At 55.9% G+C, this 11214-nt stretch carries 18 protein-coding genes and 1 pseudogene; all 19 read right to left on the reverse strand.

The genetic code is table 11. The features are described 5' to 3' along the window. Window positions 1-136: 136 nt before the first annotated feature. On the reverse strand, window positions 137-727 hold the full coding sequence (locus JTP94_RS13110; RefSeq protein WP_204850938.1) for a hypothetical protein: 591 nt from the start codon (window positions 725-727) through the stop codon (window positions 137-139). Further along, on the reverse strand, window positions 724-1077 hold the full coding sequence (locus tag JTP94_RS13115; protein ID WP_204850939.1) for a hypothetical protein: 354 nt from the start codon (window positions 1075-1077) through the stop codon (window positions 724-726). Before JTP94_RS13115 ends, JTP94_RS13110 begins: the two co-directional genes overlap by 4 nt. 2 nt (window positions 1078-1079) lie before the next feature. Then, window positions 1080-1871 carry a hypothetical protein gene (locus tag JTP94_RS13120; RefSeq protein ID WP_204850940.1) on the reverse strand — a complete coding sequence of 264 codons (792 nt, stop codon included), beginning with the start codon at window positions 1869-1871 and terminating at the stop codon, window positions 1080-1082. Continuing rightward, a complete protein-coding gene (locus JTP94_RS13125) occupies window positions 1864-2259 on the reverse strand; it encodes a hypothetical protein (RefSeq protein ID WP_204850941.1) in 396 nt (131 codons plus the stop codon). Before JTP94_RS13125 ends, JTP94_RS13120 begins: the two co-directional genes overlap by 8 nt. Then, window positions 2246-2839, reverse strand: a complete 594-nt coding sequence (locus JTP94_RS13130; RefSeq protein WP_204850942.1) for a hypothetical protein — start codon at window positions 2837-2839, stop codon at window positions 2246-2248. Before JTP94_RS13130 ends, JTP94_RS13125 begins: the two co-directional genes overlap by 14 nt. Window positions 2840-3596: 757 nt before the next feature. Next, the gene (locus tag JTP94_RS13135; RefSeq protein ID WP_204850943.1) at window positions 3597-4028 is read right to left on the reverse strand and encodes a DUF968 domain-containing protein; all 432 of its coding nucleotides are present in this window, start codon (window positions 4026-4028) and stop codon (window positions 3597-3599) included. After that, window positions 4025-4450 carry an ASCH domain-containing protein gene (locus JTP94_RS13140; protein ID WP_204850944.1) on the reverse strand — a complete coding sequence of 142 codons (426 nt, stop codon included), beginning with the start codon at window positions 4448-4450 and terminating at the stop codon, window positions 4025-4027. The genes JTP94_RS13135 and JTP94_RS13140 overlap by 4 nt, the downstream gene beginning before the upstream one ends. Beyond that, complete coding sequence (locus tag JTP94_RS13145; RefSeq protein ID WP_204850945.1) at window positions 4447-4662, reverse strand: hypothetical protein; 216 nt, start codon at window positions 4660-4662, stop codon at window positions 4447-4449. Before JTP94_RS13145 ends, JTP94_RS13140 begins: the two co-directional genes overlap by 4 nt. Continuing rightward, the gene (locus tag JTP94_RS13150; protein WP_204850946.1) at window positions 4659-5765 is read right to left on the reverse strand and encodes a recombinase RecT; all 1107 of its coding nucleotides are present in this window, start codon (window positions 5763-5765) and stop codon (window positions 4659-4661) included. The genes JTP94_RS13145 and JTP94_RS13150 overlap by 4 nt, the downstream gene beginning before the upstream one ends. A 2-nt stretch (window positions 5766-5767) precedes the next feature. Further along, the gene (locus JTP94_RS13155) at window positions 5768-6457 is read right to left on the reverse strand and encodes an exonuclease domain-containing protein (RefSeq protein ID WP_204850947.1); all 690 of its coding nucleotides are present in this window, start codon (window positions 6455-6457) and stop codon (window positions 5768-5770) included. Beyond that, window positions 6457-6651 carry a hypothetical protein gene (locus JTP94_RS13160; protein ID WP_204850948.1) on the reverse strand — a complete coding sequence of 65 codons (195 nt, stop codon included), beginning with the start codon at window positions 6649-6651 and terminating at the stop codon, window positions 6457-6459. The genes JTP94_RS13155 and JTP94_RS13160 overlap by 1 nt, the downstream gene beginning before the upstream one ends. Then, window positions 6648-7649, reverse strand: coding sequence for a PD-(D/E)XK nuclease-like domain-containing protein (locus JTP94_RS13165; protein ID WP_204850949.1), 1002 nt, complete (start codon window positions 7647-7649; stop codon window positions 6648-6650). The genes JTP94_RS13160 and JTP94_RS13165 overlap by 4 nt, the downstream gene beginning before the upstream one ends. Continuing rightward, window positions 7637-7909, reverse strand: coding sequence for a hypothetical protein (locus tag JTP94_RS13170; protein WP_204850950.1), 273 nt, complete (start codon window positions 7907-7909; stop codon window positions 7637-7639). Before JTP94_RS13170 ends, JTP94_RS13165 begins: the two co-directional genes overlap by 13 nt. Before the next feature lie 76 nt (window positions 7910-7985). Beyond that, the gene (locus tag JTP94_RS13175) at window positions 7986-8312 is read right to left on the reverse strand and encodes a hypothetical protein (protein WP_204850951.1); all 327 of its coding nucleotides are present in this window, start codon (window positions 8310-8312) and stop codon (window positions 7986-7988) included. Continuing rightward, complete coding sequence (locus tag JTP94_RS13180; RefSeq protein WP_204850952.1) at window positions 8305-8520, reverse strand: hypothetical protein; 216 nt, start codon at window positions 8518-8520, stop codon at window positions 8305-8307. The genes JTP94_RS13175 and JTP94_RS13180 overlap by 8 nt, the downstream gene beginning before the upstream one ends. Then, window positions 8517-9362 (reverse strand): hypothetical protein, encoded by an 846-nt coding sequence (locus tag JTP94_RS13185; RefSeq protein WP_204850953.1) that lies wholly within the window; start codon window positions 9360-9362, stop codon window positions 8517-8519. Before JTP94_RS13185 ends, JTP94_RS13180 begins: the two co-directional genes overlap by 4 nt. A 115-nt stretch (window positions 9363-9477) precedes the next feature. After that, the gene (locus JTP94_RS13190; RefSeq protein ID WP_204850954.1) at window positions 9478-9825 is read right to left on the reverse strand and encodes a hypothetical protein; all 348 of its coding nucleotides are present in this window, start codon (window positions 9823-9825) and stop codon (window positions 9478-9480) included. A 13-nt stretch (window positions 9826-9838) separates the two neighbouring features. Further along, on the reverse strand, window positions 9839-10915 hold the full coding sequence (locus JTP94_RS13195) for a DUF6745 domain-containing protein (protein WP_204850955.1): 1077 nt from the start codon (window positions 10913-10915) through the stop codon (window positions 9839-9841). A gap of 41 nt (window positions 10916-10956) precedes the next feature. Next, window positions 10957-11214 (reverse strand): annotated as a pseudogene (locus JTP94_RS13200) (hypothetical protein); the annotation flags it as partial.

An 11214-nucleotide genomic window follows, 5' to 3' on the forward strand; every position in this document is an offset into this window, starting at 1 on the left:
GTGCTTCCATCGGGCAGCGTTGCCGTGTGTTCGGCAACATCATCGACCAGACGCGTTAGATTGATCCTATACCCTATCTCAGCGTCTCGCATGGCTTCTGCGGCGGCTAGGAGGGCGGATTCGTTCAGGTTGTCCATTACTTCGCCTCCTCTTGCCGAGGGGCGACGGCGGCGCGGATCGGCAAGGCGCTTACAAAGTCAGACCACATGCTGCGACTGACGATGTACTCGTCTCTCTTTTCGAGATTTCCCCGCAACCGCTCGATCTCAGCCCTAAGCGCGGCTATCTCGGCCTCAGTACCCATGAAGGTGACAGCATCACGGCACGCCGCATCTGCACAGCAACCGCAATTAGGCCAGTCGCATTGAACTTCCCCAACATCAACCATCAGGCCGAAGGCGACCATCAATTCAACAGCGGAATGAAGAGATATACTGTTTCCCGGATTCCACCCGTTTTTGCGAACTAGGTCTAGTGCCGCATCCTTCGCGCCTTCTTTCGTCAGCTTGACGCGTCTAGCGGCTATCTCGGGTGCGGGCAGCGTGGTGTCTCGGCCACGAATTTTGCCTCTAAGAATGTTCGTGAACATTCTTTCCATCGACTGTATCTCGTTGACAGCTTCTGGTTCGGCATAATCAATATCGTGATGCGTCACGGACATAGCAGCTTCGGACAATTTTCGAACTGTCTCTTGAAATAAGCCTTTTGGCTCGCGCAAAATGTTCATAGCTTCACCTCATCGGGTGCGTGGTCGCTTTTGGAGGGGGAGAGAGCGACCTCCCTCAGTGCTGACGTGGGGGTGGCCGCCATTGCGGCGCTTATGTTAGCCTCGACAGTATCGTCATACGCAACAAGCTCTTCGAAGGGCTCTAAGGCGCGGACGAGATCGTTGTTTTCCGGATCGTCAGGCAGGCCATCAGCCAGAACGGACCGGCTGGCCAAGACCAAGTTTGCGACTGCCGCGAGCAATGCGGAGCGCATTTGCTCCATCGCGTACTTGCGAATTTCGGCGTCCATTCGATCGAATTGAGGAGCATGAGCACGGCATGCGGCGAGAAGCGTTTCGTTGAGTGTCATTACTATCCCTCCGATGCCATCGTAACCAAGGCGGCACGGATAGCGGCCTCGTAGCACTTGTCGCTGTAACCGCCGCCGTTATGGGTTTCATGCCAGTATGCGGCTTTCGCAGCGGCAATAGCTGTTTTTGTCGGGTCAAGGTTCGCCCGTAGGTAAAGCGTCCCGCCCTCATCTGGGTCGAACCAGACATAATGTTCGCCATCCTCATTAGCAGCGCCCAGCCAAAGACGCTCTGGCGCCACCGAACTTGAAACGGGGGTGACGGTTATCGCCTTCACGGCCACCGTCTCTTGCGCCGCTGTGGGTGGGGGTGGGGCGGCGATAGATCCGTCAAATGCGTTCGTCCCGCGATACTTGAGCGCATAACCGGTTACCTGAGCCGCCGCTTCAATGCCAAGAAGCTCGATAACGCCGCACAGTACATTTCTCAAATCTTCCGGGCGACCGCCTAGCTGGGCCACAATATCAGGTACCGTCCTCTTATGCTGTTCAGCATCGGAGGGGGAGGCGGAAAGGGCGCCAGATTCTTCCAAGGCAGCTATGACCTTATCGGCATACGGGTCACACCCACACATCGGCCAATTGCAATCAGCCGGATCATTCCCGCCAGTGGTCCCTTGCTTTCGTGCCGCGCAGGTCCATGCGTCGTCGGAGGGGGAGGCGTAGACCGGAAACGGGTCTGAACCGTCAACCGACTTGTCGCCGGGGCGTGCAACCTCGTAGTAATCTTCGACATCATCGGCGGCGCGTCGGCCCTGAAGCCAAACAAGGTGTGCAATCGGCTTTTCAACCATTGTTCTTCTCCTGAGAGAGCTTAGCGCGGAGGGTGGCGATCACCAGGGAAAGCGCTTGGGTCGGGCCATCTTCAAATTTCTTCGATCTGATATTTGATACAGCCGCCCAATGAGGATACTTGCCGATAGGCTTGCCAAACTCAGGATTTAGGCAAGCTTTGATGAACTCCGTGTTAGAGGATATATCCCAGCCGTACCCAGGCATTGCGCGTTCTACCAGAGCAATAGCGGCGTCGATCTGCGCACCGCATTCGACAAGCTTCAGGATTCGGTGAAAGTCCGTCTCGAAATAACGGATGCCACAGGCGGACATTACGTCCTGAGCCATGCGACTTCCGAAGTCGGTCGATTTCTCCAGCGCTGCAATCAGATCTTCAAGCTTTTGCATTGGAAGAAGCCTCCAGTTTGGAGAGGAACGATTTCGCGCTCGCGCTCAAGTCGCGATGGTCAAAAGCTGGGCCGTGCGGGTGAGGCTGGTAGATCTCCGGGCTGGCGTACCATTCCAGCACACCACGAGCTTCCTCCAATAGAGAGGTTTGGGCAGCGGCTGTGACCTTCAGGGCAGCATGATCTTCCGACATTGCATGATTGGCCGTCTGCGTGTCTGTAAGCTCTTGCTCTGCGGCGTCGGCTCTGGCAATTACTGTCTGGACAATTTCATCGCCAAGAAAGCCCGCTAGGCGCATCGCGCGATCATGATGATAATCCCGTTCCCGCTCTGCATCCGCTAGAGCTGAGAGGATGACGCGCATGTTGTCGGGATTGCAGAGGGCGAAGAAAGTCGCGTTGGCTCGTTGCTCATCGCCACCAATTGACCCGGTCATTGAGCAATCGGCGATATGCTTCGTGCCCTCAATATCATCGTCATCTGGGTAAACATCCGTCCCGTTAAACGTGCGCCATGGCCCCTTTGTTACGCCTTCCATAGCCTTCGTGATCTGGTCGGCAAGTTCTTTGGGTGTGATCATGGCTATTCCCTCTCTCTAAGACGGCCGGCAAGAGCCAAGCCTTGGTTAATGCGGCTAGTCTTCCCGATATCGGCGATTATTGCGTCTGTGAGATCGCTAATCTTTCCAGACCGTAGAGGAGGTTTGCGCAGCGCATCTTGTAACGACCACCCGCGCCGCAATCTGCCGTGGACCGTAACGTCCTTGAGTGACACACGGTCGCAAGCCTCTTGAAGGGTAATTGTTTCATCATCCCATCGAATTAAATGCAGTCCGGTTCTATTCCGTTGCTGCTGTTTCCATGTAGCCCAACGGCAATTCCCTGGCTCGTAGTTGCCGTTGTTGTTTATTCTATCGATGGAATGATTTCTGGACGGCCGACGTCCCATGTCCTCTATGAAATTTGCAACGCTAGTTTTCCAGCGCCGGCAGATCCTTATTCCCCGGGCCCCGTAGTCCTTGAAGTGCTCACATTTAGGGTTTTCGCATCTGTCGATCATATCCGCCCAGATGACATATTCTGTGCTGCGACGGTTCTTTACCGTTTCTCCATGCGTCCGCTGCCTAGCCGATAAAGACGCCCGATGAAGGCACCCACAACTTTTTTTGATCTTCATGTTCGCTGAAGCGGTACTACCAACAAAACCACAATCGCATCGGTACTCCCAGAGGGATTTAATGCCCTGCTTGCCAAGGTATCCCGTAACTGTAGCGATACCGAACCTCTGGCCCGTCAAATCTTCAAATTTCGGTCCTGTTGGCTTTTTTGCATAGATCATCAAATTTCCCTCATAGGTAACAGCTCGCGATCGGCGAGACCGGCCATAATGCGGGACTTCGCGCGTTCTACAGCTTCGTATTCGTCGTAGTCGGACCAAATGCCGAACAGCGTATTGGCAAGTTCGTGCGGAATGATTCCGTGATGATCCCAAAAGTCTTTCTCGGATCCGAGCTTTCCTGAATGCTGAAGAGTGTGCAGCTTTGAGCTGACCGGCAATGCGAAGCGGTCGGCTACTTTCGCACCCTTACCGCGCCCGTAGCAGCCGTACCAGGGGGCGGCGAATGATACGTGAGCGGCTTCGACATCCCACACTCCAGAGATGCAGCATGGTAATTTTCTGATAAAACTCAGATAGCCCTTTGATTTTACGGGCTTGGCCTTTGGCGTTGCATCCGGTTTTAGGGATGAGGCGATGCGGAAGGCGCTCATGCTGCCATCTCCAAATTCCGACGCCAATCGAAGAAACCAAGAGCGCCTTTGACCGGGATGAAGTGGACAGGTTCCGGGTTGCGCAGTACAAAGCCAAATGGCCCGAAGAACCACGCGCTGTCGCTTTCCGTGATCACGTCGACGATCTCAACAATTCCGACGATGCCTCCGAACTGCAGTTGTTTGCGGCCGGGGAAGATGGTCCCTTCGGGAAACGGGCTGATTTCTGCTGCAGCACGAGCAGTAAAGAAGCCGTCTTCCCATTCGTCGGCAGTCATGCCCTTTGCGGCATGTAGGCAGACATGGCCACGGAACGAAGTATTCCAGCTACGGTTCTCGTAGGGCTTACCTAGATACAGGATGCTGTGCGCCCACGGCTGGCGAACGGAAAGGGCTTTGAGGGGGAGGCCGGGATACATCATGCGTCACCGCCTTCCAAGCCAGCCGCAGCCGCCTTGAAGAATTTCAGGACTTCGTTTGGGGTTTGAAAGCTTACGGAGATTTCGACCAACCGACGCTCGCGGCTATCGAAAGGAGCCCAGCGGTCATTCGCTAATTTGAGAGCGAATCCAATTATTGACCCATCGGGGTTCAGAATGCGCTTTGCGTTAGGGCCACCAGGTTGCATCTTCATGACACGCCTCCGATCTCCGAAGCATCACAGCCGAGCAGATCACCAGTAATGAACTTGCGCGCCTGGTCGATCGTACGCTTGCCAGCCAGAACGGCCTGAATGCTGACCTTGATCGTGGAGAGCTTGCCCCATTCCTGTTCTGGTATGACCTCGCGATAGTTGGCGAGCATGTCCTCGATCAGATCCAGCTTCTTGGCTGATGGAAGATCATCTTCGGCGGTGCGCAGCGCCTTGCGGGCAAAGTCCATCAGGTGTGTGCGCAGATCGTCGTCAAGAGTTTGAGAGGCCGGGGACAAGGGGACGGTATCCCCGGCCTCGGCAGACGCGGGAGAGGGCGTCGCGTCTGCTGGTTCCGGTTCAGGGGAGGAACCGGAATTGGTGCTGTCATTGTCGAGGATCTCGCCCGTCAGAGCGCTTTCGGTCTCGCTGTGGACGAATGAGACGTCGAAGCCCTCTTGGCGTCCCTGCGGCTGCTGTGTGGTTTCCTGCTGGGCGCGAAGGCGCTCCATGACGGTCGGCTGCGGAGTAATGTCCTTCGCATTGTCGGCCCCGCGGAACTCTTCGGCTTCGTCGCGGTCATAGGCGCCTAGAATGACTTCCGGGCAATGCCGGCGAGCCCAGTTGCGTGAGCTGTAGTAACCGAGTTGTTGCTGCGGGTCCGTCTTCCAAAGAGGAGAGTTTTTTGTCGTGATGTTGCCGACGCGCGGCGATGTGTAGATGCACTCGTCGCCATCCAGCATGCCAGTCACGGTGCAGACCAGATCTTCGCCGGTGCCCTCGAATTGATATTTCAGGCGCCCCTTGATGCCGGACCGAGCATTGATGACGGCCGCAATCAACTGCGCCTCGTAAGCGAGGACGTCTTTCACCTTATAGGACTTCTGAGCAACACTGAAAGGATCAAAGCCCCACTTGAGAGCCTGCATGATGATTGCTGCGCAATCCGGACCGTTACCGCGAAGATACGAAGGGATGCCGGCATTCGACTGGCACATGAATTTTGCGAACTCAACGACATCGTTGAGGGTTTGCGGGGTGACGGCAAAGCCACCTTCGCTGCTGGTAAGGGCGACCTGTTCGCCAAGCTTCGTGACCTGGTTCATGATTATCGGCCCCCAAGGTAATGGCGCGCGGTATGCTTCTCGTCGGCGCCGAGATCAGATTTCGTTGCGACCCAGTTCAGGTAGTCCCAAGGAAGGTCTTTCCATTTCATGCCGCGGTGCTTGCCGAACGTGACGTCCCGCAGCACGACCGGTGCTGTGGTGAGGCGGATAAGCTCTTCGACGTTGGCCAGCATCAGCAGTCGGGAAAGAAGATGGGCTGTGACAAACGTATCGGGACCGGCGCGATGAGGAGGCATTGCGCGACCAGCGTCATCAAAATCCTTGTCGATACCCAGCCAATAGCGCAGCGTCTGGTTTGAATACCCAGGGGCGTCGTGGAAAAGATGCTTGGCGCACTGCATGGTACAAATCCATGGCACGCCGCCCCCAGCAAAGAATGCCTGTTCGAACTTGCTGTTGTGGGCCGCAAAGACGTCACCCGGTTCCATGCCTAGCATGAGGGTGCGAAGCGCCACATCGGGCGTAACCGCTCCTGCGACATCAGCATCCGAGATATGGTGGATTGCTTGTGTCTGCGGCGGGATTGGGTGACCAGGGTTGACGAGAAATGATGTTGTCACCCCAATCTGCCAATCTGCAGTCAGATCGGTATAGCCGATCTCGCAGATGGCCCGCACCTGATCTTCCAGAAACCCAGTGGTCTCGAAATCAACTACGCGAATTTTCTGCATTATGCGTCTCCGTTTGGGATTGCGCGGTAAAAGAGCCCGCGCCTGGTGTCGTTCACGACAGCCCTAAGCTGCCAGGACTGGAGCCATCCGCTGTTCTGCGGTTTCTCGTGATGGAAGATGATTTCACCGGCCACGATGCGATCTATGACCTCGTGGTAGTCGGAGATACGCTCGCCGCGGGTCCACTTCCTCATGCGGCCTCCAGTTGATTTTTGATGCGGGTCTTTGACCAGCTAGGCATTTCCACCCAGCCAAAGTCCTTGCCGAAGCCGTCGTAGCCAGGCCAAATATTTTCCTTGAGGCAGCGATTCACGACATCGATGGCAACGCGCGCTTGGCGTTCCCCCAGATCGATATCCTCATCCTTCAATTGCATGACGCGAACGTCATACGGTGGCGCCTTCTCAACGAAGACGAAGGTGAAAGACGTGAAGGCATCGGCGCCGAGAACCTGCCGAACGATCATCCGAAGCAAGCCGGCCTGGACATGGTAGCCGTGATTGTAGATGGCCTTGGACAGGCTTTCGTCATCAACCGATGCTGCGGTCTTGAGATCCACGAAGTCGCCGCTGTCGTTCGGAACGACGTCAGGGCGCGTCTTCAACCAGATGTCGCCATCCTTGCAAAAGATGCTTCGCTCGATACGACCGTTCAGAATGCCAAGCCTAATTGCTTCCTTCTTGCCCAGCGCTGTCGCGATGTGCCGAATATGCGTGATGTCGGTTTCCGTGATGACGACACGGCCGGCTTTCTTCTGATCCGACAGCCAACCCTTGCACCAATTCGATTGGCCGCTCCACGGCTTCATGCCGCCCTTGTCGTCGGGATATTTCTCCGGGCGAAGGACATAGCGTTCCTTGAAGCCGTCTTCGCCAAGAAGCAGCATGTGAGCGGCTTTGCCGAATTCCAGGCTATCCTTTTCAGGCTTGTCGAAGGGCTTCTTATTGTAAGGCGAGAACCCCCAATATTCGGAGGGGCGGCGCAACACGGCGCGAAGGCCGGAGCTGGAAATCGAAAATCCGTCGAATAGATCGACATTGCCGTGATAGTCATCAATCGGCACGCCGGAATAAACTCCGCGGCGAATGATCTGCTTTCCTTGATATTTCTGCTCGGCCTTCAGGCCTTCAACGATCCCGCCGGCGACAGCGCCGATGTGCTGGAATGCATCGGTATCGACTATCTTGTCCACGCGACATTCTCCTGATTGATGAGATTTGAAGTCCGCTCCTGCCGCTCTGCCTGGACGGCTCCAAAGGCGAGAAGGCCGGCCGTCACGGCGCAAAGAACGGTGAATGAGACGGACGAGAACATCGCCCTATTGTATGCGCGCCATTCAGCGTTCTGATCGGCGGTGAGCTGCTTTGCGCGGGCGGTGTAGGTCTGCTGCTGGCATTGGCCGGATGGGCATCCACATTCGCCGTAGGCTCGAAAATCGCAACTATGGGTCATGACCGGCTCCAATACAGATAGGAGAGGCTGACAAGACCGGAGAGAATGCCGATCGCCATTTCAGCGAAGATGTAGGTCATGAACGGCCCTCCGCCTTGGCGATGGCAGCCCGAGCTACTGCGATGCGTTCAGCTTCTTCAGGGAACCAATCCGGATCATTTGCACCTTCCGCATATTCCGTAAGACTTTTCAGTGCCCTCAGAAGATCGTCATGGCAGTTGACCGCTCTTGCGATTAGGCCAAAATTTTCAAATGTCTGGCTTTTTGTTGGATAGTGTGGACTATCATCATGCCAGCTTGAGCTTGCGATGAACCGCCCATCAGCTCCTACAAGATGAACTGAATACTGGGAAAATCGGCTATCCGCCTTCCACGGTCTTGGGGTGTGCTTAATCTCAGACATGCCGTACCTCGATTTCCGGCACGCTGACAACATCGACGACATAGGCCCGGCGTGCCTTGGCCCTCTTCCGTTCCCGCATGTCGTGGTGCTGGTGACGGGGATCGTCCTTGACGAGCTTGAAGCCGAGGACGGCTATATTGGCGTCCGTTAGGAACCAGTTCCCCTCGATGGGGGCGAGATACTGGATTTGGAAATCTCTGGTGGTCATGCTGCACCGCCTTCGATTGCGGCTAGTTCGGCAGCCAGAGTAGCCTTGCGCCGCTCGACAAGTTCAGCGTCATTCGCGACCTTCATCGCCTTGATATCTTCGGGAATGCGAAGGGATGGATGCGTCTTCACCCATTCGAGCAGCGTGCCGTAGTGGAGATTGGTCGTGGTGTAGATATCGACGGCAAAATTTGGCTTATCGCGGAACTTGGTGCAGGTGGCCTCGAACTCAGAAAGGATTACAGCGGCGCGTTCTTCCTCAGTGTCGAAGAATTGAAATGATGTGTGGTAACTGTCGGAAAGGTATGGTTTGGCCCTCCATTCGTTACCTTTTTCAAAATTTCCACCTTCAACTCGAAGCCCGCGAATATCATCCATTTTGATGATACGTGGTATGTTCCTTGCGCCGTGGTAGCGATTTTCCTCCACCGACAGCGGGTAGAGGATTTTCCCGTCGAGCAGCTTGCCGAGGTCGATCATACCCTTATGGGTCTGCATCCACTGTTCAAGCTGGCGTTTTGCGTCAGCCAGTTTGTATTCAGCGGCTGAACGGTCGGCCTTAAGCTCCTTGATAACCTTCTGGGCTTCTGCCTTGATAGCAGCCAACTCATTGGTCTTGGCCTTGATGTCAGCATCGAGAGCCACAATCGGCGGCGTATCGAACAGAGAGGATCGCTCTACGGCCACGAGATACTTGGCCGGCTCGACATCCTCTTCCTCGTGAACGTCATCGCCATAGCCGTATTGTGTGAAGACCTTGACCATCGGGCGGACATAAGCCGTGCCGTCAATTTCATGATCTAGGCTGAATGCAGCTCCTGTCTTGTCGTAAAGCGTTTTCATCTTCCTCATCCTCATGAAAACCGCGGGTACTCAAACTCAGCCCGCGCGCCTGTGGCGATTGATCAACTTTCGAAATCCCGCTTGCCAAAGGCGGGATGCCGAAGGAGATAGGCAGTTAATCTGCAACTCGACGGGCTTGTTCGGCGAACGGGTCGAATTCGCGCGAGACACGGAACTCATAGATGCCGGGGTCTAGGTCGTAGCCGCCGTGCGGGTTCGCCGCGTCCTGAATGAACGACTGCGGTTCATCCAGAATTGCGAAGAAGATCTGCATACCGGCGGGGACGTTGTTGGTGCGCTCCATCACGTCTCCACCGGTCAAAACGTGGTGGTGACCGCTTTCGGAGTGGGAGATGACGAAGCCTTTCGCGATGCGATCGACCGTCTTCGTCTCCATGCCTACGGGGAGAGCATCGATCTTTACGATCCTGCATTCGCCCTGCTGTCCAATTACCTGTTTCATATGCACTTTCCTTTCAGGTTCTACGCTGGGGATGGATATATTCGGATTGCGGATCACCGATCCGCCATGCTTGAGCCGCCAAGGCGGTATTGATCGGAAGACCATCAATGTCGGAGACGCGCGGAACGCCCTCACAGATGATTCCGTTGCGTGGGCATACGGCTTTGAGGAACCGTCCTGGCTCTGGGAGACCCGGCAATGTCAGCTCGATAAGCTCGCCGATATCGGGGTTTGTATGCTTGTCGACAGTCTTGGCTTTCAGGACCGTAAGCATCTTCGGCCAACCGATGATTGCCGCACCCGCGGCACGCTGTTCGACATTCGACGCCTTGATGACTTCGTTCGGGTCGAGATTGGCGCGGTCGCTGATCCAATGATGAGGGACGCGCGTTCCGTGCCATGCGGATATGCCAAAGCCATCGCGATATTCGATCGCCAGCCCAGTTTCGCAGTGCAGACGATTTTGTTCGTCACGCTTCAGCGTACGCGGACGATCAGTCATGATCACAGCGCCGGCAAAGAACCAAACCCACCCGCAAGACTGAGCGATACGCAACAGAGGCTCAATCTTTTCGGTATTGGGCAGATCACAGACGCGGCGGAAGAAGGCCAACCATGAGAGCCAACCGGCTTCATGTTGGGAATAAAAGGCTTGGGATACCTGATCCCAGACCTGATCCCCGACCTGATCCCCGACCTGAGCCCAGACCTGATCCCAGACCTGAGCCCAGACCTGATCCCTGACCTGATCCCAGACCTGATCCCCGACCTGAGCCCCGACCTGAGCCCAGACCTGATCCCAGACCTGAGCCCAGACCTGAGCCCTGACCTGAGCCCTGACCTGAGCCCTGACGTTTTCACCAAGCCTAGTATTCTTAAGGATGGCAGCGCCTATAGCGCCCTCATGCGGCGATGCGAGGCGAATGAACAGTTTGGGTGCCGGCAGATTAGCGACGGCGTAGGCGTCTTTGATGGCCTGTTCCGCAGCGTCGAAATCTGCGGGTTCAGTTGATAGGCCGATGCGCAAGAACTCGTCCCGAATGGTCGGGATCATCGCCTCCTGCTCCGGCGTAAGCTTTTCGATTTTCATGACTATCCCCTTCCGCCCCATGCGGATCTCGTGTTGGTGGATTACGCCGCAACGGCTTCGGAACAGGCATCGCTCCACTCAAGAGTGGCATGCCGACCGATGACTGACTTGTCGTTGCAGATGACTGCCTCGATGCGCTTGAAGAGCTCCCGTTCGAAAGCATCCACGGTGCGTTCCCGATGAAGCATCGTGCCGCCGTCGAGCATGACGGAACGTACGTAGAACTCGCCGGGATAGTCTGCACCGGCATCCACAAGCTCAGCCGTGCCGCCGATCAGCATCCCGCTCTCGGTCTTGCC

The organism is Martinezella lusitana (assembly GCF_016901135.1).
Taxonomy (GTDB): domain Bacteria; phylum Pseudomonadota; class Alphaproteobacteria; order Rhizobiales; family Rhizobiaceae; genus Rhizobium; species Rhizobium lusitanum_D.